Annotated in this window: 17 protein-coding genes and 2 tRNA genes; 10 read left to right on the forward strand and 9 right to left on the reverse strand. The window is 63.8% G+C overall.

Annotation, left to right across the window (positions count from 1 at the left end; genetic code table 11):
- Positions 1-26 precede the first annotated feature (26 nt).
- Positions 27-719 carry a TetR/AcrR family transcriptional regulator gene (locus tag AC56PL_RS03865; RefSeq protein ID WP_497153046.1) on the reverse strand — a complete coding sequence of 231 codons (693 nt, stop codon included), beginning with the start codon at positions 717-719 and terminating at the stop codon, positions 27-29.
- Positions 720-945: 226 nt separating this feature from the next.
- On the opposite strand from AC56PL_RS03865, the gene AC56PL_RS03870 reads away from it, so the two are divergent.
- Complete coding sequence (locus AC56PL_RS03870; protein ID WP_495515070.1) at positions 946-2,181, forward strand: amidohydrolase family protein; 1,236 nt, start codon at positions 946-948, stop codon at positions 2,179-2,181.
- Between the two features lie 280 nt (positions 2,182-2,461).
- Complete coding sequence (gene nudC, locus AC56PL_RS03875) at positions 2,462-3,406, forward strand: NAD(+) diphosphatase (RefSeq protein WP_495515071.1); 945 nt, start codon at positions 2,462-2,464, stop codon at positions 3,404-3,406.
- A 19-nt stretch (positions 3,407-3,425) separates the two neighbouring features.
- Here the strand turns inward: nudC and AC56PL_RS03880 are convergent, their stop codons facing one another.
- A complete protein-coding gene (locus tag AC56PL_RS03880) occupies positions 3,426-3,650 on the reverse strand; it encodes a mycoredoxin (protein WP_495516034.1) in 225 nt (74 codons plus the stop codon).
- A gap of 154 nt (positions 3,651-3,804) precedes the next feature.
- Here AC56PL_RS03880 and AC56PL_RS03885 point away from each other — a divergent pair, with 154 nt between their 5' ends.
- On the forward strand, positions 3,805-5,889 hold the full coding sequence (locus AC56PL_RS03885; protein WP_495515072.1) for a UvrD-helicase domain-containing protein: 2,085 nt from the start codon (positions 3,805-3,807) through the stop codon (positions 5,887-5,889).
- A gap of 498 nt (positions 5,890-6,387) precedes the next feature.
- Entirely contained in the window at positions 6,388-6,711 is a 324-nt protein-coding gene (locus AC56PL_RS03890) for a WhiB family transcriptional regulator (protein WP_495515073.1), read from the forward strand.
- A gap of 73 nt (positions 6,712-6,784) precedes the next feature.
- Here the strand turns inward: AC56PL_RS03890 and AC56PL_RS03895 are convergent, their stop codons facing one another.
- From AC56PL_RS03895 to AC56PL_RS03905, 3 genes are all read right to left on the reverse strand, one after another.
- Positions 6,785-8,101, reverse strand: coding sequence for an AarF/UbiB family protein (locus AC56PL_RS03895; protein WP_495515074.1), 1,317 nt, complete (start codon positions 8,099-8,101; stop codon positions 6,785-6,787).
- Positions 8,102-8,149: 48 nt separating this feature from the next.
- Positions 8,150-9,049 carry a hypothetical protein gene (locus AC56PL_RS03900; RefSeq protein ID WP_495515075.1) on the reverse strand — a complete coding sequence of 300 codons (900 nt, stop codon included), beginning with the start codon at positions 9,047-9,049 and terminating at the stop codon, positions 8,150-8,152.
- 123 nt (positions 9,050-9,172) lie between these two features.
- Positions 9,173-10,534, reverse strand: a complete 1,362-nt coding sequence (locus AC56PL_RS03905) for a zinc-dependent metalloprotease (RefSeq protein WP_495515076.1) — start codon at positions 10,532-10,534, stop codon at positions 9,173-9,175.
- Between the two features lie 132 nt (positions 10,535-10,666).
- On the opposite strand from AC56PL_RS03905, the gene AC56PL_RS03910 reads away from it, so the two are divergent.
- Entirely contained in the window at positions 10,667-11,722 is a 1,056-nt protein-coding gene (locus AC56PL_RS03910; protein ID WP_497153047.1) for a YlbL family protein, read from the forward strand.
- Positions 11,723-11,726: 4 nt separating this feature from the next.
- Here AC56PL_RS03910 and AC56PL_RS03915 read toward each other — a convergent pair whose 3' ends face one another.
- A complete protein-coding gene (locus AC56PL_RS03915) occupies positions 11,727-12,332 on the reverse strand; it encodes a PPA1309 family protein (protein WP_495515078.1) in 606 nt (201 codons plus the stop codon).
- A 284-nt stretch (positions 12,333-12,616) separates the two neighbouring features.
- Between AC56PL_RS03915 and AC56PL_RS03920 the strand changes: the two genes are divergently transcribed.
- The 5 genes from AC56PL_RS03920 to AC56PL_RS03940 all read left to right on the forward strand — a co-directional run bounded on the left by AC56PL_RS03920 (position 12,617) and on the right by AC56PL_RS03940 (position 18,069).
- A complete protein-coding gene (locus AC56PL_RS03920) occupies positions 12,617-15,604 on the forward strand; it encodes a UPF0182 family protein (protein ID WP_497153048.1) in 2,988 nt (995 codons plus the stop codon).
- Positions 15,605-15,690: 86 nt separating this feature from the next.
- A tRNA-Met gene (locus AC56PL_RS03925) sits at positions 15,691-15,764 on the forward strand.
- A gap of 218 nt (positions 15,765-15,982) precedes the next feature.
- Positions 15,983-16,056, forward strand: a tRNA-Met gene (locus AC56PL_RS03930).
- A gap of 147 nt (positions 16,057-16,203) precedes the next feature.
- Positions 16,204-16,683, forward strand: a complete 480-nt coding sequence (locus tag AC56PL_RS03935; RefSeq protein ID WP_495515080.1) for a DUF5709 domain-containing protein — start codon at positions 16,204-16,206, stop codon at positions 16,681-16,683.
- A 306-nt stretch (positions 16,684-16,989) separates the two neighbouring features.
- Positions 16,990-18,069, forward strand: coding sequence for a zinc-binding metallopeptidase family protein (locus tag AC56PL_RS03940; RefSeq protein WP_497153049.1), 1,080 nt, complete (start codon positions 16,990-16,992; stop codon positions 18,067-18,069).
- Here AC56PL_RS03940 and AC56PL_RS03945 read toward each other — a convergent pair.
- The 3 genes from AC56PL_RS03945 to AC56PL_RS03955 form a co-directional block, all read right to left on the reverse strand.
- Positions 18,060-18,392, reverse strand: a complete 333-nt coding sequence (locus AC56PL_RS03945) for a transglycosylase family protein (protein ID WP_495515082.1) — start codon at positions 18,390-18,392, stop codon at positions 18,060-18,062. The genes AC56PL_RS03940 and AC56PL_RS03945 overlap by 10 nt on opposite strands.
- Positions 18,393-18,730: 338 nt before the next feature.
- On the reverse strand, positions 18,731-19,861 hold the full coding sequence (locus AC56PL_RS03950; RefSeq protein ID WP_497153050.1) for a lipid II:glycine glycyltransferase FemX: 1,131 nt from the start codon (positions 19,859-19,861) through the stop codon (positions 18,731-18,733).
- A gap of 189 nt (positions 19,862-20,050) precedes the next feature.
- Positions 20,051-21,274, reverse strand: a complete 1,224-nt coding sequence (locus AC56PL_RS03955) for an acyl-CoA dehydrogenase family protein (RefSeq protein ID WP_495515084.1) — start codon at positions 21,272-21,274, stop codon at positions 20,051-20,053.
- Between the last annotated feature and the right edge of the window lie 32 nt (positions 21,275-21,306).

A 21,306-nucleotide genomic window follows, 5' to 3' on the forward strand; every position in this document is an offset into this window, starting at 1 on the left:
GCAACCGGGGCGCCGGAGGCTGGACATCAGGACGGAACCGCGGTGGTGGGGGTCACCGCGATACCGGCGACAAGAGCCCGGATCGCCCAAGCCATCCGGCCCGACGGGGTCCCCGACATCAGGGCATCGACATTCGCCGTGACATTAGGCGCCTCGCGGGGATCAGCCTCCCGCAGAAGGGATTCCAACACCACCAGCTTCTCCGCGCTGGAGCGCGAATCGACGTCCTCGGCGGTGGGTGGGCCGTGTTCGGCAGCGGCCGCAGTGACCAGTTGCATCAACAGGTCAACTCCCCAGGCGGCCCGTTCGGCAGCGATTCCGCCCTCGAGCATAAGTCCCAACAACCGATCCACCAACGCGATGGTGTTGCTGCCCATGGGGCGCAACACCATCGCTGAACGTGCCAGGCCGGGATAGCTGAAGAGCACCTCGCCGTATGCCTGCAGAAGCGCTTCCAGACGTTGATCCCACCGACCCGGTTGATCCTCTGGCAGCGTTCCGGTGAGTTCGTCCAAAACCACCGAGCGCAATTCGGCCGTGTTGGCCACATAGACGTACAGGGACGCCGGCCCGGTATCGAGGGCCTGCGCGACCCGGCGCATCGTCGCTTTCTCCAGTCCCTCATCGCGAATGATCGCGATGGTCGCGGCGACGATGGCTTCCTTCGACAACGGAGGCTTGGCGGGGCGTTCCCTACGGCTACGGGGCGAGTTGCTCATGACAGACAACAGTAACGAACACGTTCGTAGGCCGCTAATGGGTAAGTACGCAGCCGGCCCGAGGCGAACAGGACGAGCCACGTGTCATTCACGTGGTGCCTATGGACGAACACATTCGTGGCGAACATGTTCGTGATCGTATACAGTCGCTGACGAACATGTTCGTTGATGCCTTCTTTGGGGGAATTGACGAATACCCGATTTCACCACCAGAAGGACCCAGACCATGACTGTCACAGCAATCACCAACGCGAAGATCTTCGACGGGGAACGGATACTCGATGCCCGCACGGTGCTGATCGAAGATGGCCTGATCACGGCCGTCGGCATCGGCATCGACGTCCCGGCCGGAGCGGATGTTATATCCGGCGACGGAGCGACACTGATCCCCGGCCTCATCGACGCCCACGTACACACCAGCAGGGAAGCGCTCGGGTTGGCGCTGCAATTCGGCATCACAACCGAACTCGAGATGCAGGGCGCCAATACTGCCGTTCGCCGCGCCGAGATCTCCGACGACGACTCGGTGGCCGACGTCCGCTCGTCCGGATTCGCGCTCACCCCTCCCGGCGGACACCCCGACGAGCTGTTCCCCGAGGACTTCCACCATGGTCCGCCTCCCGGGGCGCCGGTGCCGAGCGGTCCGCGGCCGGTACATGCCAACGTCAGCACCCCGGAGGAAGCTCGGGCGGTCGTGCCCAAACTGATCGCCGACGGTTCGGACTACATCAAATTCATGGTCGATGACGGGTCCATGGAAGGACACCCGGGCATCCCGATGCTCGATCAGGAAACACTGAATGCCGGTGTCGCGGCGGCACACGAGCGTGGCATGCTCACCATCGCTCACGCCCTCACCATCGATGCCACCCGGATGGCCATCGATGCTGGCATCGACGGTTTTGCGCATCTGTTCATGGACCGGCCCCATACCGACGAGATCATCAGCGCGATCAAGGACAGTGGCGCGTTTGTCGTCCCCTGCGTTGTCCTGAACGCCTCGCTGATCGGTATCACCGGACAGGAACTCGCCGACGACCCCCGGGTGGGCTCGCGTCTCGATACAGCATGGGACGCCACGTTGCGCTCGAGTTTCAACACCTACCCCCGAGGCAATATCGACGATGTCCTGAACTCGGTCAAGGTACTGCACGATGCCGGTGTCGACATCCTGGCCGGCACGGATGTGTCTGTGCCACTGCCGTTTCTGGGCGGACTCGCGCACGGCGCCAGTGTTCATCACGAGCTCCAGTACCTGGTGCGCGCCGGCCTCACCCCGGCCCAGGCGCTCACCGCCGCCACCGCGACCACCGCCAAGCGATTCGGCCTCACCGACCGAGGCCATATTGCCGAAGGTATGCGAGCCGACCTGTTGCTGGTCGACGGCGATCCCACCATCACCATCAGCGACACGCTCAATACGCGCGCCGTCTGGCGCAGGGGAAACCGGTTGGGCTCCTGATCCACTGCCTGCCGATGCCAGATCTTTCCGGTGATCGGCGCCTTGCTGCTCGCAGTCGTCGGTGTTGGCATCGGCGACAAGTAGTCGGCGCGGCGGGTTCAGCCGGCCGTCGAATATGCACCGCAGTCGCCGTTCGCCGGTGGTGCCCTCGAGAAGCGGATCCGGGCTTAGGGTGGGGGGTGGTCCTCGCCGGCGACCGGTGCCGACCGGTTCGCCACGTCGCTGGTCACCCAGGTGGGCGCGGTGATGACCGAACAGTGGGATTCGAGAAGGGAAACCAGTGCGGCGCTTTGAGTTCGAACAGCCCCCGATGTTGTCGCGGGCGGTATACAACCGTGCCGACGAGATCCGCGAGGACCATCAGCGTCTGAAAGACGGGTGGGCGCGGGCACTTCTGCTGCAGATCGACCCCTCGGGGCGCTATCCGGTGGGTGAGGACGGCCTCGGCTGGATCATGGCGGTCGACGTCGGCGACGAACCGCCGCCGGAAGCGGTGTTCCTCGGACTGCACCCCGAAGAGGGTCACGACATGTGGGCGATGCGGTTCGATGTCATCGACGGCCCGAAGGACGATCCCCGGCGCGGCGCCCAGCTACTCGGACCGAACGAGGCCGGGATTCTCTCGACCGCACTCGGTGTCCTCAATTGGCATGACACGGCCCGGTTCTCACCGGTCGACGGTGCGCACACGGAACCGATCAAAGGTGGTTGGGCCCGTCGCAACATCATCAGCGGCCGGGAGGAGTTCCCTCGAACCGATCCCGCGATCATCACGGTTGTCCACGACGGCGGCGATCAGATCCTGCTCGGCAGGCAGAAGCAATGGCCCGACCGGTGGTTCTCGACACTCGCCGGATTCGTCGAACCCGGGGAATCACTCGAGCAGTGTGTGCTTCGCGAGGTCCACGAAGAAGTCGGCCTCGACAGCTGGAATCCGCAGTACATCGGGTCGCAGCCCTGGCCGTTCCCGCGCTCGTTGATGGTGGGCTTCGAGGTCACCGCAGACCCGGACCAACCACTCGACTTCATCGACGGTGAGATCGCGGCAGCCGAGTGGTTCGGTCGGGCAGAGGTGATCGAAGCGATTGAGGCGCAGCAGGACTGGATGAGTCCGGACGGTGACCCGATCGTCGACAACGCGCGGTTGCGGTTGCCGGGATCGATCTCGATCGCCAGCGCACTGATCCGGGCCTGGGCCTACACGCCGGCAACCGGGGTGCGCTGAACCACTGCGTCTGGTTTCTTCAGACGCCCAGCTTCTTGCGGACGTCGGCCACCGTCGGGTTGGTGGCGGTGCTGCCGTCGGCGAACTTGACGGTGGGAACGATGTGGTTGCCGCCGTTGACGCTGCCGACGAACTCGGCGGCCGAGGGATCTTGCTCGATGTCGATCTCCACCCACTCGATACCGGCGGACTTCAGGCCCATCTTGAGGCGTTTGCAGTATCCACACCAGGTGGTGGAGTACATGGTCAGAGCAGCGTTGTCGGTAGTCACGCATACATAACATCACGAGGGCCGACGGTGTTCCCGTACCACCTCGATGTCCTCGCCGAGCCCGGTCGAGTCGGTGCGGGACCGTCCGGCCGAACCTCTGTCGGTGGCCGTTGGGATACTGATCGCCATGGATGCCTCACTTGACCCGCAGCAGCAGGCCGCTGTGCTCGCACCCCGCGGGCCCGTCTGTGTCCTGGCCGGCGCAGGCACAGGCAAGACCCGCACCATCACGCGCCGGATCGCGCATCTGGTCGGCGACGGACATGTGCGGGCCAGTCAGGTCCTGGCCGTCACCTTCACCTCACGCGCCGCCGGTGAGATGCGCACCCGACTCCGTTCTCTGGGTATCTCCGGTCAGGGAAATGCGGTGCAGGCGTTGACGTTCCACGCCGCCGCGATGCGTCAGCTGCGGTACTTCTGGCCGCAGGCAATCGGCGAAAACCAGTGGGAGCTGCTCGACAACAAGTTTCCCGTTGTCTCCCGCGCGGCGCGGGCCGTCGGAGCGCCGACCACCACCGAATCGTTGCGCGATCTCATCTCGGAGATCGAATGGGCCAAGGGTTCACTGATCGGGCCGTCGGATTACCCGGCGGCGGTGGCCAAAAGCCGTCGCGAGTCACCTATCCCGGCCGAGCAGGTGGCACTGGTGTACGAGCGCTACGAGCAGGCGAAGGTCTCTCCGGCGGGGGATCAGCTCCTCGACTTCGACGATCTGCTGCTGATGACACGGGCCATCCTCGACGATCATCCGGTGATCGCCGAGGAGTTCCGGGATCGCTATCGCTGCTTTGTCGTCGACGAGTACCAGGACGTCACCCCGGCGCAGCAGTCGCTGCTCAACGCCTGGCTCGGGCCACGCGACGATCTGACCGTGGTCGGTGACGCCAACCAGACCATCTACTCGTTCACCGGGGCCACGCCCCGCTATCTGCTGGATTTCTCGCGGCGGTTCCCCGACGCGACCGTGGTCCGCCTCGAGCGCGACTACCGGTCCACTCCGCAGGTGGTGGAGCTGGCCAACAGCGTCATCGGGGCCGCCCGCGGGCGGATCGCCGGCACACGTCTGCAGTTGATCGGGCAGCGAGACCCCGGTCCGCAGCCCGACTTCGCCGAATACGACGACGAACCGGCCGAGGCGAAAGCCGTCGCCCGTTCGATCAAAAGGTTGATGAAGTCCGGTGTGCCCGGCTCGGAGATCGCGATCCTCTACCGGATCAACGCCCAGTCCGAGGCCCATGAGCAGGCGCTGACCGCCGCCGGGATCCCGTACCAGGTGCGAGGCGGCGAGGCGTTCTTCTCGCGGTCGGAGATCAGGCAGGCGATGCGCGCGGTCAGCCAGACCGCGCAGCGCGACGATCTGCCTGCCGAAGCCGAGACGCTCACGCTCCTTCGGGCGATCCTGGTTCCGCTGGGCCTGACCGAAGAGGCGCCCGCCGGTGCGCAGGCCCGCGAGCGCTGGGAGTCCCTGCGGGCGCTGGTGACGATGACCGAGGACATGCTGGCCGAGAACGCCGACCTGACCCTCACCGAGTTGTCCCGCGAGCTCGCCGCGCGAGCCGAGGCGAGGCATCCACCGACGGTTCAGGGTGTGACGCTGTCGTCGCTGCACGCCGCCAAGGGCCTGGAGTGGGATGCGGTTTTCCTGGTTGGCCTCGTCGACGGTTCGATGCCGATCAGTCAGGCCATCAAGGCAGGCGAAGACGCCATCGAAGAAGAACGCCGGCTGCTGTACGTGGGTGTCACCCGTGCGCGGGAGCACCTGCAGCTGTCGTGGGCGTTGTCGCGGAACGAGGGTGGCCGGGCCTCGCGGCGCCGCTCTCGCTTTGTGATCAATCTCGTTCCCGACGACTCTCCGGCCTCGAAGATCGCCGAACCCAAACGAACGCGGTCCGGACCCAAGTGTCGTGTCTGCGGAAAACCGTTGTTGGGCAAGACCGCAACGCTGCTGGGCCGCTGCGAGCGATGCCCCTCCGACCTCGACGAGGGATTGCTGCTCGCGCTCAAGGAGTGGCGCAGCGGACGGGCGAAGGAACAGAAGGTTCCCGCCTACGTGGTGTTCACCGACAACACGCTGATCGCGATTGCCGAACAGCAACCTGGCGATGTCTCGGCTTTGGTCGGCATTCAGGGGATCGGGCAGAAGAAGCTCGATCAGTACGGGGAGGACATCCTCACGCTTGTCCGGGGCGGGAAAACCGCAGGTCAAAAATAGGTTGTGCGTTTTCTGGGCAGCCCCTACTGTGGACAACAACATTGTGTGACACAGAGGACAAAATCATGCGCGGTTGCGCAGAGGAGCAGGAGAGGAGAGGTTCGATGATTGATTTGTACAACGCCGAGAGCGCAGTCGATCATGCCGTCACGGCATGTGCCTCATGGCATCGGCAGCCGCCCCTCGCTGCCCGTCCGAAGGCCGTTCATACTGCGCACGCCGCCGCCATCAAGCCGGAATTCCTGGCTATGACAGCAGCAATTCCGGCGTTCATGCCGCCGACGGTGGTAGCAGTCCGTCGCCGAGCCCGCCACGCGTTTCCCGTGTTCTCTCAACGAATAGGGATCTGACACAGTTCAGACTCCAGATGAGGCCACGGCGAATCGCAACAGCGAAACCGTGGCCTCTTTTGTGATCTGAGAACAATTCTTGTTCCACCACAGTCGAGGCCCGGTCCCAGATCAATCCGAGCACACATTCGACAGTGGAGGAATCCCAATGACCGAGTTACTCGAGTCATACCGTGACAACAGGTCCGGCGACAACAGTTTCGGGGCCGGCGGACTCGCACTGGATGCATCCAAAACGGAGCTTCCGTGCCAGATGGTGGACAGCGACCTGTGGTTCTCTGAGAACCCGGGTCAACTCGAGCAGGCCAAGGCGCTGTGCATCGAGTGCCCGCTGCGGCAGGAATGCCTGGCCGAGGCGCTCGAACGCGCTGAGCCGTGGGGCGTCTGGGGTGGCGAGATCTTCGATCAGGGCGCCGTCATCGCCCGCAAGCGTCCGCGTGGCCGACCTCGCAAGAACCAGACAGCGGCATGACATTTCCCTTTCGCAACCAAAAGCGGGCGGACACAACAACTCTTGTGTCCGCCCGCTCTTTGATGTGAAAGCCCTATTCGGCCAGGCCGGGAACCCACTTCTCCATGATGGCGCGGTAAGGCGCTTCGGCGTCGAGTTGTGCCGCGATGCCCACGCATCCGCCGAGCACCCGGAACACCATCACATACTCTTTGGGACAGTTCAGGTTTCGTGAGGTCTTGTAGACGTCACCGCGCGGGTCGGAGGCGGCACCCGCGGCGCGCTGCAACCATTTCCGGGTGAAGTGGAACGACTCGCTGTAGAGCGGATCGACGTACGGGCGTAGATACGCCTCGAGGTCGGCCGGGGTCACCTTGTCCTGGTGGGAACGCTGAATGAAGTTCGCGCGCACCATTTCTTCTTTGAGTTCGTCGTATTTCTTGTCGCGGCACAGACGAAGGATCTTCCCGGTGGCCGCAGGCAGCCCGTCCGGGTAGTGGCCAACGGCGCCGAAATCGAGGATCGCCATGCGGCCGTCCGCGAGGAACTGGAAGTTGCCCGGATGTGGATCGCCGTGGACCAAACCGACGCGAGTGGGTGAACTGACCTCGAACTCGGTCATCTTGGCGGCGGCGTCGTTGCGTTCGTCCACGGTGCCGTTCTTGATCACCTTCGACATCGGTGTGCCGTCGATCCACTCGGAGACAACCACTTTCGGTGCAGAGGCAACCACGCGCGGAACCACGAAGTTCGGGTCGCCTGCAAAGGCCTTGGCAAAGGCCCGCTGGTTGTTCGCCTCGAGGGTGTAGTTGAGTTCGTCCTCGGTGCGCTCGATCAGCTCATCCATCATCGACTTGACGTCGGTGCCGGGGGAGAGTCGTTTGAGCAGGCCGGTCATGCGCGACAGCGTTTTCAGGTCGGCCTTGAGCGCGTGATCCGCTCCCGGGTACTGAACCTTGACGGCCACTTCACGTCCGTCGTGCCAGATTGCCTTGTGTACCTGGCCGATCGACGCGGATGCGGCCGGTTCATCGGAGAAATCCTTGAACCGCTCACGCCATTTGGTGCCCAATTGGTTGTCCAGGACCGCGTGCACCTTCGCGGTCGGCAAGGGCGGTGCCTCGGCCTGCAGCTTGGTCAGCGCGTCGCGGAACGGCTCCCCGAACTCCTCGGGAATCGCGGCCTCCATGATGGAGAGCGCCTGCCCGACCTTCATTGCCCCGCCCTTGAGCTCGCCGAGTACTGCAAACAGCTGTTGCGCGGCCTTTTCCATCATGTCCGCGGTGATCTCGTCTTTGTCCCCACCCGCGAGCCGCTTACCGAAGCCCGATGCTGCTCGTCCCGCCACCCCTAGCGGAAGCGCGGCGAGCTTGGCGTTGCGCCGCGCCCCTCCGCGTGTGATCTCAGCCATTGAGTTTCCCCTTTCCGATGGACCCGAGCTTAGTGGACGACGGTTGGTTCATTGCGGTAGCCGACAGCCGCACAATGGATGTGGTGACCAGCCCCGGATGACCAGCGATGAGGGGTCCGCGCGGAACTCGATGGTGGCGTCGAGGCTGGTCGGCGCAGGAAGGGGTCGGGCGCCGCGCCGATCGGGACGGGTTGCCGCTGCCACGTGTTCGACCTCGGCCTGCACGATCGCGGCGGTTCCGGCGATGGTTGCCGACCCGGCCCAGCCGCTCTGACCCAGAAGCTGGGCACTGACGATCGGCCAGTCCCGGTCCCGATCGCGGCGGTGATGGTCGGCGCAGTGCAGACAGCTCGACAACCCGGGCAACACCATCGGACCGACCACCCCGGTTCCATCGCGTAGACGGACCATCAGGTGTGGGATCCGGTGCCGCATCAGACAGGACACCAGCCACGGATCGTGACTGAGGAAGTCGGTGAGGATCACCAGATCCGTGGCCCAGGTGACCATCCGGTCCTCGTGGGTGATCGGATCGACCTCGCCGTCGAACAGTCGTGGCCGCCGGACCGACTGCACAATCGAGAACTCCGGCTGGGCAAGGGCGCTCGCCGTTGCGTCGGCGAGTGGACCGGCACCATGGATCCTGATCTGCATCGGGGTGATCGAAGGTCTGCTGTGGTGGGCGGTACCGGCGTCGACCAGCGCGTCGAGTAACTCGCGGACCTCGTCGGCCGTCAGACCCGCCGCCGCTGCCCGAGCTGCGGTGTCCTCGGGTGTCTGTGGACCGGTCAGCGACCGCAACAGCGCAGCAAGCCGGTCCGGGACAACATGTGCCGGCGGATCGATGATCACTGCCCGGTCGGGGTCGTATCCGACCTGGATCCGGCCGCCGGGCCGGAGCAAGATCACCGCTCCGGCCCGGAGCAGCGGCAAAGGCGCGAGTGTCATGGCAACACCGAACCAGACCAGTGACGTCCGATGTGTCCGTCAGCGGCGGGTTATCCACAGGTCATCGACGCCTGGACCAGCGAGAACGCGGCCTGTTGATGTTTGATCGGGATCTGCGGTCGGTCAGGCGGTGGGGGTGTCGTCGCCTGCGGGTCCCTTGCCTTCTTCTTCGCGCTGGCGGGCCTCGTCGGCGAGGGTCTTCTCGAGCTGGGCCATCGGATCGTCGAATGGGTCGCTGCCGCCGCCGATCACCCGGTCGATGAACGCAGCCGGATGATCGAGATCGTCGGCATCCGGCATCAGATCGGGATGTGCCCAGACACCGTCGCGGGTCTCGACATCCGAGGACTCGGCGAGCTTGCGCCACAGGTCGGCGGCTTCACGGAGCTTGCGCGGTCGCAGCTCCAATCCGATCAGTGTGGCAAAGGTCTCCTCGGCCGGGCCGCCGGTGGCGCGCCTGCGACGCATGGTCTCGGTCAGTGCGGCCACCGACGGGATCCGATCGGAAAGTGCCTGGGACACGACCGTTTCGACCCAGCCCTCGATCAGTGCGAGGAGCGTTTCGAGGCGGGTGAGCGCGTGTTGCTGCTGTGGGGTGGTCTTCGGTTCGAACGCCGCGCCACCGGACATCAACTCTTCGAGCTTGCTCGGATCCGACAACAGGGTGGCCGGATCGATACCGGCGGCTGCGTCCTGGATGCCGGAGAAGTCGATGCTGATCCCGCGGGCGTATTCCTCGACCGTTGCGAGAAGTCGCTGACGCAGCCAGGGCACGTGGGAGAACAGCCGGACGTGCGCGGCTTCACGGGCGGCGAGGAAGACAAGGATCTCTTGACTGGGCTGTTCGAGTCCCTCGCTGAAGGCATTGATCGCCTCCGGCAGCAGAACCGCGGTTCCGGTGGGCGCCAACGGAAGACCGATGTCGGTGGAGGTGAGCACCTCCTGGGCGAGCTGGCCAAGGCCCTGGCCCAGCTGGGTCCCGAAGGCCATGCTGCCCATCTGGCTGACCATGCCCATCATCGGACCGGCGAACTGCTTCGCCTCGTCCGGGAGATTCGTCGACCAGCTGCCCGCGATCTGTTCGGCCACCGGATTGCACAGCGACTTCCACGTCGGCAGCGTCTTCTCGAGCCAGTCGACCGATGTCCACGCCTCGGTGGTGGTGACGCCGGCAGGAAGGGTGGTCACGTTGTCGAGCCACACCTCGGCAAGGCGCACCGAGTCGGTGATCGCCGACAGCTCACCCTGACTGACAGGAGAGTGTTTGCCGATCTGCTGGCGGGCAAGGCTCGTCGCGACCTGGTAGTTGACCGGTTCGCCGGTGCCACCCGAACCCATGCCCGCGCCCATGCCCGACAGCATCTGCCCGAGCTGCGAGAGCATCTGGCCGAGCTGGTTCGGATCGAAGTCTCCGGGCTTCTTGCCAGGATCACCATCCCCGTCGTCGCCGGACGAAGGGGAGAAACCGAAGGGCAAGTCATTCATGCCTCCACGGTACCGGCGAATCGGTCGGTACCCCGAACGTCATCGATCAGCTCTGCGCGAAACCCGGGCAGCCGGTGAACCGGGGGCCGAGTGGGGCGGGGTCCCGCGGCGCCGACCCTCTACGCTGGGCTGGTGAAACTGCAGTCCCTCAGAATCGGTCCGGGATACCGGCGGATTGTCACCCTCTTGGTCGCGCTGGCGTTCCTGATCGTGTTCGTCCTGGTCGGCACTCTCGTGAAGGTGCCCTATGTGGCGCTCGGCCCGGGTCCGACCGTCAACACCCTGGGATCCGTGGATGGCCGCGAGGTGGTGAACATCACCGGTGCCGACCTGGATCCGACCAACGGCAACCTCAACCTGACGACGGTGTCGGTGACCGACGGCCTGACCCTCTTCCAGGCGATCGGCTTGTGGGTCTCGGGCGACGACGAACTGCAGCCGCGTGATCGGGTCTATCCGCCGGGCAGATCCAACGAAGAGGTCGACAAAGAGAACCGCCAGCAGATGACGGGGTCGGAGAACTCGGCCACCATCGCCGCATTGGATTATCTCGACCGTCCCATCGACCTCGAGGTCGCCGGTGTCGCCGATGACGGCCCGTCCGTCGGCAAGCTGCAGTCCGGTGACGAGATCGTTGCGCTCAATGGCACCTCGATCGCCACGTCCGTCGCACTTCGTGAGGCACTCGCCGGGATCCCGCCGGGAACCCCGGTCACCCTCGACCTGATCCGCGACGGTCAGCCCGTGACCGAAACGGTGACGTTGCAGCCGGATCCCAAAGACGAGTCAAAGGGGATTCTGGGGATCACGTTGTCGGAACAGAACGGTGATCCCAACCTGGACATCAACTTCGATGTCGGCGACATCGGGGGACCGTCGGCCGGCCTGATGCTGACCCTGGCCATCATCGACAAGCTCAGTCCGGGTGAGCTCAACGGCGGCGAATTCATCGCGGGCACCGGCACGATCGATTCGTCGGGCGATGTCGGGGAGATCGGCGGGATCCTGCACAAGATGCGCGCCGCACGTGATGCAGGCGCCACCGCTTTCCTGGTCCCGTCCGGAAACTGTGCCGAAGCCAAAACCGACGCCCCGGACGGACTGACCCTGGTCAAGGTCGACACCCTCCCCGACGCGATCAGCGCGATGGCCGACATCGACGCAGGCAGGACCCCACCGACCTGCTGATCGATCAGTCGTCGAACGGGACGTTCTCGAGCGTCGCGGCCAATGCGGCCACCAGGTTCGGTGCCAGCTCCGGATGCTGCAGCAGTTCTATCGGACCGTCGGATTCTTCGTCGTCGTCCGGTGCCAGTTGCAGCAGACACAGAGACCGGCCGTCACGAAGGACCGCGGCAGCCAATCGGGCGGTCCGGCTGTCCGGGAGGGCTTCGGCGGCGCTCCGGGCGACGTGGTCGCCCGAATCGGGGTCGGACACCAAGGGCCCGACGGCGTCGTCGAGGTCGTGCTGCGCCTCGGGCGGCAACACGATGATCTCCTGCACCAGCGCACAACCTTCGACCTCGGAAGGCCAGCTCGTGGTGGCGAGGACGTGTTCGAGCTCGGCCATCCCGCTTTCCGGGGAGACCGGCAGAGGCTCTTGCTCGATGAGCGTCAACTCGGAGGTGTCGTGGTCGTCGACCCAATCGGGTTGGGTGTCGGCGAGCAGCGCGGTGGGCACGAGGGCGAACAACTGAGGAGGTTGTCCCCAGCCGGCGGCATCGACGAACTCGATCACCTCGCGGATCGCGCTGCCCAGCGCATCAGGGGAGAGGATGGGTGGCTGCGAGTCGGTCACAACTCCATAGTCGCATTGCCGACGGGGCTTTTATGCAACGCCTCGGGAACCGGTGTGCTGGATCGACCGTTGGCAGTGACAAGAACCACACAAACCGTCGGAAGTTCGCCGTAGAGGGCGGTCTGCGCAGGGATGGGTAGTGTTCTAAGCGAATGCACAGTACTTGCGGGCCGCCCGCTCGAGGCCCCGGCTTTCACCACCTGCCGACTGCGGCTTTTCGCTAAGTAAAGTGTTCGTCAAGGACCGGCCGCGGTGCGTCCGGCAAAAGACTGGGAGTAGTTCACGTGGGAATCCGGGGTCCGGCAGCGATGCCATCGCTGTCGCGACGTAGCAAGGCGCTCATCGCAGTCGCAGTAGCCGTACTGCTGATCTTGTTGGTGGGTCCGAGGTTCATCTCGATCTACACTGATTGGCTGTGGTTCGACGACATCGGCTATCAGTCGGTGTTCTCCAAGATCATCTGGACGCGCGTGGCCGTGTTCGGGATCAGTGCCGTCATCGCCGGCCTGCTCGTGTTCGGTGCGCTCTGGCTCGCGTACCGCAGTCGGCCGGTCTTCGTGCCGACCAGCGGGCCGGGAGATCCGATCGCGCGCTACCGCACGGTCGTCATGAGCCGGATCCGCTGGTTCGCGATCATCCCGTCGGTCTTGGTCGGTCTTCTCGCCGGTCTGGTGGCACAGGGCTCGTGGGCAACGATCCAGGTGTTCTTGCACGGTGAGTCGTTCGGGATCAAAGATCCGGAGTTCGGCCTCGATGTCGGTTTCTACGCGTTCGATCTGCCGTTCTACCGGTTTGTCCTGAACTTCCTGTTCGTCATCGTGGTGATCGCGTTCATCGTGAACCTGGTGACCCACTACATCTTTGGTGGAATCCGCTTGGCCGGACGTGGGGGATCGCTCACCAATGCGGCCCGCATCCAGCTCGCGGTCATCGCCGGAACCTTCCTGCTGCTCAAGGCGGTTGCCTACTGGCTCGACCGGTACACCTTGCTCAGCAGCACCCGAAAGCAAGAGATCTTCACCGGTGCCAGCTTCACCGACATCAATGCGGTGCTGCCGTCGAAGCTGATCCTGATGGCGATCGCGATCATCTGTGCGCTGGCCTTCTTTGCCGGTGTCGTGCTGCGGGATCTGCGTATCCCGGCACTGGCAACCGCGATGATGCTGCTCTCGGCACTGGTCATCGGTGTCGGTTGGCCCGCGGCGATGGAACAGTTCTCGGTCAAGCCGAACGCCGCAGAAAAAGAAGCCGAGTTCATCAGCCGGAACATCACGGCCACCGAGCAGGCGTACGGCATCGGTGAGGACAAGATCAATTATCAGGAGAACTGGACCGGCCAGCCGGTCAACCAGGCTCAGGTCGATGCGGACGAGCCGACCCTGTCCAACATCCGAATCCTTGATCCGAATATCGTGTCGCCGGCATTCACCCAGCTCAAGCGTCAGCAGAACTTCTACGGTTTCCCCAGTCAACTGGCTCTGGACCGTTACACCGTCGACGGTCAGTTGCGCGATTTCGTGGTCGCGGCGCGAGAGCTCGATCCGAGCAAGTTCGAGGCCAACCAGCAGAACTGGCTCAACAAGCACACCGTGTACACCCACGGCAACGGATTCATCGCTGCGCCGGCAAACACCGTCAACGAGGCGGTTTCGAACGAGAACGATGTCACCAGCGGTGGTGGCGAGCCGGTGTTCTACGTCAGTGACCTGAGCAACTACGAGACCGAGGAATACAAGGAGACCGCCCCGATCAAGGTCGCCCAGCCGCGGATTTACTTCGGTGAGCTCATCGCCAAGGTGAATCCCGACTACGCGATCGTCGGTTCGGACAACGGCCAGTCGCGGGAGTTCGACACCGCCGATTCGACGTACACCTACCAGGGCGATGCCGGTGTGCCACTGTCGAATTGGTTCAACCGGATGGCGTATTCGATCAAGTACACCGAACGCAACATCCTGCTGTCCGGTGCGATCAACGAGAACTCGAAGATCATCTACAACCGTGACCCTCGCGACCGGGTGAAGAAGGCGGCGCCGTGGCTCACCGTCGATTCCAAGACCTATCCCGCCGTGATGGCGGACGGTTCGGTCAAGTGGATCGTGGACGGATACACCACCCTGGATGCCTACCCCTACGCACAGAAGATGTCGCTGGACGACGCGACGTCCGATGCGCAGGAACTGAATCAAGGCCAGACGGGTCGATCTCAGGTCAACAAGCAGGTGTCCTACGTACGCAACTCGGTCAAGGCGACGGTGGATGCGTATTCGGGCGAGGTCAAGCTGTATCAGTTCGACGAACAGGATCCGGTACTCAAGACCTGGATGAAGGTCTTCCCCGACTCCGTCGAGTCGCGCGCCGATTTCGACAAGAACGTCAGCTTGAGTGAGCACGTGCGGTACCCGGAGGATCTGTTCAAGATCCAGCGGTCGCTGCTGACCAAGTACCACGTGGACAGCCCACAGACCTTCTTCCAGGGCGACGCATTCTGGTCGGTGCCTGCCGATCCCACCGACAGTGCGGCCGTCACGCGGGGCCTCGATCAGCCGCCGTATTACTTCGTCGCGGCGGATCCGGAGTCGAAGGAGCCATCGTTCCAGTTGACCTCGGTGTTCAACGTCTTGAAGCAGGAGTTCCTGTCTGCATACCTGACTGTCTCGTCTGATCCCAAGAACTACGGGCAGATGACCATTAAGACATTGCCTGCGAATACACAGCGCGAGGGACCGAAACAGGTTTTCAGTGCGATGGAGACAGACGGTCGAGTCGCCGAGAGTCGTAAGAACCTCGAGAACACCGCGAATGTCACGTTCGGCAACCTGCTGACGTTGCCGGTCGGCGACAACGGCATCTTGAGTGTGGTCCCGATGTACGCCCAGGCAAAGAGCACCGCGGGTACCTTCCCGCGACTGTTCAGGGTGATCGTTCGGTACAACAACAAGATCGGGTACGCACCGACGGTTGCCGGCGCCCTTCGAGGTGTTGGGATCGATCCTTCGTCGGTGGCCGAGATTTCCGAGGCCGACGTCGAACCGACCACTCCGCAGCCGCAGGGACAGACGTCGGGAACCCCGGAGCAGACACAGGCACCGGAAAGCACTCAGGGAGCCGTTCCGGCCTCGCCGGAGCGCGATGCGGTCATCGATCGGATGAATACGGCGATCGGGGCGATGGAAGAGGCCATGAAGTCGGGCGACTTCACCGCCTACGGCAAGGCTCAGTCTGATCTGCAGACGGCCATCGCGGACTATGAGGCATTGCCCACGAATTAGCGTTCGCGCAGTTCAGGGCAGGTGATGCGCGTTACAGGCCGGCGATTTGGAGCTGGAAGTGTCGGCCTGTAACGTTGTATTCACACCGCGGGGTGGAGCAGCTCGGTAGCTCGCTGGGCTCATAACCCAGAGGTCGCAGGTTCAAATCCTGTCCCCGCTACGAAGGTCAAGAGGCCCTCGAGACAATGTCTCGAGGGCCTTTTGCGTTGTCCGGACTTTGTGGGTCGAGGGCGATGGGTCGAGGGTTCAGAAGTCGGCTACAGATGTCGGGGCACCAAGCCCGACGATGGGTGCGACGCAGCGGTCAAGGGTTCTTTTGCCTTGGTAGATAAGGCGATTTGGTTTCAGATGCCCTCGCCTGTAATGTTGTTTTTACACCGCGGGGTGGAGCAGCTCGGTAGCTCGCTGGGCTCATAACCCAGAGGTCGCAGGTTCAAATCCTGTCCCCGCTACGAAGGTCAAGAGGCCCTCGAGACAATGTCTCGGGGGCCTTTTGCGTTGCGTTTCCAAGCGCGCATTTTTCTCATGCCTGCGAGGCCCGCGGAGCGCCCATCTATGAGAAAGATGCGCGGCGCCGATCCTGGTGGCATCGTGGGTAGATGACCAACATTCCTGACGGCACGCCGGAAGGTTCGACCGGCGAGTACAGCCTGGACGAGGACGATCAGCTCCAGCCCGAAGACACCCTTGACTACCGGGGCGTCGACGACATCCTCGATGAGGGCTATTCGCCGCCGGAACGACCGCTGGGGACCGACAAGTTCGGTCTGACGCCGGCCGAGCAGGCCGCCGGTGAGAGTCTGGCCCAACATCTGGCCGAGGAAGAGCCTGATCCCGCCTCGACGGCGTACCAGCCGGAGAATCCGAAAGAGGACTGGCGCAGTGACGAGTTCGACTCGGATCCGGAGTTTCCCGTCGACTATGAGGTCGGCAATCGGCGCGCCGGACGGTTGGTCGCACCCGATGAAGGCACCGCGGTCCACGACATCCAGGAACGGGTGGCGACCGACGCCGGTATCGACGGCGGGGCGGCCTCGGCCGAAGAAGCCGCCGTGCACGTGATCGACGACGAGGACTGATCGAAAGACCGACAGCTGCGAGAGCAGATCATCGTCGATGAGAGCGAACATCCGCGGGTAGTCCCCGGGCCCTGGCATGCGTTTGGAATGTCCGGGCATCCGGCCACCTCCAGGGCGGGTCGATAGGCCGGTGTGGAGCCGTAGAAGGCCAGTAGCGCCCGCACGCCTGCCGATGCAGTGGTGAGTTCGGATTCGCTGCGGCCGGCCGGCACCGCAGATCATCCGATTGCGGTGGTTTGGTTGATGTTCACGATTTGATGGTCGGTGTCCCGTACCAATCCGGACACTCTGTGCCAGGCTGTGGATATGCGCGCTTTCGACTGCCCGGAATGTGGCGGACCAGCCCCGTTCGAGGCACAGAGCTGCCCCACCTGCCAGGTACCGCTGGCGTTCCACCTGCCCTCGATGCGACTTGTTGCCATCCCCGGTGACGCGGTCACGATCGACGGCACCCGACTGTTGCGGTGTTCGAACTGGGCATGGGAGTGCAACTGGCTCGTTGCCGACGATTCCGGCAGCGGACAGTGTTTTGCCGGATCGTTCATCCGCACGCGGCCGGACGCCGATGACACCCTGGCCCTGGAAAAACTGGCGCAGACCGCGAAGTCGTTGCGCCGGTTACTTTTTCAGTTGATCGATCTGCGCCTGCCTGTCGAGCCCTACTATCGCCATGACGGTGGACTGGCCTTCGATCTGCTCTCGAGCCGAACGTCGGGTACCCCGGTGGTGATCGGGCATGCCGGTGGCGTGATCACCATCGACCTCGCTGAATCGCTTGACGCGCACCGCGAATCGTTGCGGGTGCGCCTTGGTGAACCGTATCGGACGATGCTCGGCCACTTCCGCCACGAGGTCGGCCACTACTACCAGAGCATCTTGGTGGAGAACGGTCCTATGATCGACGAATGCCGGACCCTCTTCGGGGACGAGCGAGCGAGTTATGCCGATGCGATGAACCGGCACTACAGGTTCGGGGCACCGCAGGGCTGGGAGTGCTCCTACATCTCCGAGTACGCCACGATGCATCCGTGGGAGGACTTTGCCGAGTGCTTTGCCCATTACCTGCACATCACGGACACGTTGGCGACGGCGTCCGAATCCGGGATGGTCGTGCACGCCGACCGGGTCAAGTGGAAACTGGCGGCCGATGTTCTACCGCGCACTGACTATTCGGGCGCCGGTATCGACGCGTTGCTCGGGGACTGGCACGTGCTCTCCGAGCTGTTCAACCGGGTCAACCAGTCGATGGGCAAGGGCGACCTGTACCCGTTCACGATCTCGGAACCGGTCGTGGCAAAGCTGGAGTTCGTGCACCGCGTGGTGGCCACCGCCGGAGCCAGGCGTTCGGCTCCGGCGGTGACCACTCAGGGTGCTGGTCAGGCGTAGAGGTTCTGGCCGCAGACCGGCCAGGCGCCGACACCCTGCGTGGCAAGGACGTTCTCGGCCACGCGGATCTGTTCTTCGCGACTGTTGTCGGAGGCGCTGCCGACACCGCCGTTGGCCTCCCAGGTGGACTGGGAGAACTGCAGTCCGCCGTAGTAGCCGTTGCCGGTGTTGATCGACCAGTCGCCGCCACTCTCGCACTGGGCGACAGCGTCCCAGTTGTGCGCACCCTCCGCGGACGCGTTGGCAGCGAAGGCACCCAACGGTGCCAGGGTCAGCGCGCCGGTCACAGCGGTCCGGACGGCAAGCTTACGAAAATCGGTCATTGGTTTCCTCCTCGCACCGCAGCTCCCGAATCTCGGGCAGCAGGGGATCGGTGATCTTCCGTTGACATGCCCAGGTCCCTGAGCACGTTGGCGACGGTACGGGTGGATCACGGAAAGGTCACGTCGAGGGTGTTTCAGTGCTAAAGACCAGTGCTGCTTGGGTTTTCGGTCGATGCAGGTCAGTGGGGAGAAAGCACGTCACTTCAAATGCGTGCTTGAACACCGATTGTGGCGGGGAACACAATCCGAGTGCCGGTTATGTCGGCTTTTTTTCGGCGTCGAAAATCATTGGGCCACATGTAGATCCATCGGTCACGTCGATGGCTCGGAACCCGCACTCAGTAGTAGGAATCGTGCCGCAGGATATGTGAGAACCGCCGGGCCTCGCGTTCGCCGACCCTGCTCCAGAATGCGAACGCCGTTGGCAGCACCGGCAGGTCGTAGGTGCCGATATGGTCGACGATCTCGCCGAAGCTCCGCTTGAACTCGCCGACGCCGTACAGGAGGTGCGCCCGATCGTGGGCCTGCGAGGCGGGGGGAGTTCCGCACATGTCATGGCGCACGCAACCGCTCTCCTTGGCCCACTGGATCATCTCCCACTGGATGGCGTGTCCGATGCCGTGGGTGTAGCCGCTGAGGCCGCCTTTCTCTGCCGAATGGGCCTTTCGCACCGATGCGCCATCCTTGTACACGCTGGTCTGCGCAAACTTCATTGCGAAGGCTCCGGCGATGACCTGGCCCGCGATGCGTACGAAGAACAACTGCCCGTCGCCGGCGGACTCGTACATCGTCCAGCAGGCGGAGTAGTACTCGAAATCGCGGATCAGATACCGCTTTCCGGCCGTCTTCGTCATGAGGTCGTACATGATGCGGCAGTTCGTCTCGGACGCGGGAACCCGCTCGACGATCACACCGTCGCGCTGGGATTGCCGGACGTTGCGACGGGCACGTCTCCCGAGTCGGGCGATGACGTCGGCCGGTTCGCCCGAGATGTCGAGGATGACTGTCGACACATTTGGGGCGATGGCACGTGCCGGCCGGAAGCCTCGATCGATCAGTTGTCGGCGACCCGATTCTTCGAAACGTATTCTGGGCTCGACCTTGATCGCGAACACGTCTCGGGTGCGGGCGAACCCGGCGAGTGCATCCACGGTCTCGATCACGCCCTCGATATCGGTGCGACCCGGTCCGCCGGGCAGGAACCACAGTTTGCCCAGTGCCGGTACTCGCTTCTCGTGGACGGTCACGGCCATCCCGTTCGTCAGGAGAAAAACGGGGTGGTACCGACCGAGCCGTTTCAACTCGGCATAGGCGCGACTGCGCCATACGTCGCCACCGTCGGGGTTCTCCGAGATCAGGTCGTCCCAGCGCTCGATCTCCGTCGGAGTTGCGAACCTGGCCGACCCATCGAACTCGATGTTGTGGCTGCGTTGGCGCAGTAGTTTGCTGCGCGCAATGAGGTTTGACATGCCGCCCCCAGCTCCAACGTGTGACGTGGATCACATGTACGTGATGAGCGACACTTTATCGCGATGAAGGTCACTTCGGACCGACACGGCGGAATCTCTGGGCTGAGCCAGAACGCAGAGAGTCCCGCAGGCAACCCCTCGATGCCGCGGGACTCTCTGGTGTGGGAGTGGTGAGCTCGCCGGTGGTGCCTACTTGAGTTGGGCGCTGCTCTTGCCGAGAACCCGGCGGGCGATGATCAGGTTCTGGATCTGCTGTGTGCCTTCGAAGATGTCGAGGATCTTCGAGTCGCGGGCCCACTTCTCGAGCAGGAGCCGCTCTGAATAGCCCAGGGTGCCGGCGAGTTCCACCGTTTTGGTGGTGACGTCGGTGACGGTGCGACCGGCCTTCGCCTTCGACATCGAAGCCTCTTTGGAGTTCGGCTCCTTGTTGTCGGCCATCCAGGCTGCTCGCAGCGAATGCAAGTATGCGGCTTCGTAATCCGACTCCATGCGGATGAACTCTGCGGCCGCGGCGTGCTGGTTGTTGACCGGTTTGTCGTAGTCGATCTCGACGCCGGCTTCTTCGAGCAGCCTGCGCAGCTCTTCGAGTGCGGCGCGGGTGACACCGACGGCCATCGCGGCCACCAGCGGGCGGGTGTTGTCGAAGGTCTGCATGACCCCGCCAAAGCCCTTCTTGACGTCGACTTCCGGTGAACCGAGCAGGTTTTCGGCCGGCACCCGGACGTTGTCGAAGCGCAACACGGCCGTGTCGGAAACCTTGATGCCGAGCTTGTGTTCCAGGCGCACCACCGTGAGGCCGTCGCTCTCGCGCGGCACCACAAAGCTCTTGATGGCCGCGCGACCCAGGCTCTTGTCGACCGTTGCCCAGACCACGATGTGGCTGGCGCGTGAACCGGCCGTGACAAAGATCTTTTCACCGTTGATGAGGTAGTCGTCGCCGTCGCGGGTGGCCGTGGTCGACACGGCGGCCGAATCGGATCCGAAACCGGGTTCCGTGATGGCCATCGCGGCCCACACCTTGCCGAACTTGGCGATCTGCTCATCGGTGGCCACTGCGGCGATGGCTGCGTTGCCCAGACCCTGGTAAGGGATCGTCAACATCATTCCGGCGTCGCCCCAGCAGGTTTCAAGTGCATTGAGCACCGACTGCATGTTGCCGCCGTTGACCACGGCGCCGGCGGGGAGTTCTTTGTTGCTCTTCTTCTGGCTGCGGCCGCCGTCCGCACCCGCGCCGGCAGCGCCGGCCTCGGACAGGCCGTCGTAGAGGCTGGCGAGGGTGTCGAGCTCGACCGGATAGTCGTGCTCACGCAGGTCGTACTTGCGGGAGATGGGCCGGAAGATCTGGGCAGCGGCCTGGTGGGCCTGGTCGACCGTCGCGTTCAGCTTCCGGGGAAGCTCGAGATTGATAGCCATATCTGTCGTCTTTCAGAGAGAGTGTGACGTCG

The organism is Williamsia sp. Y721, assembly GCF_059683565.1.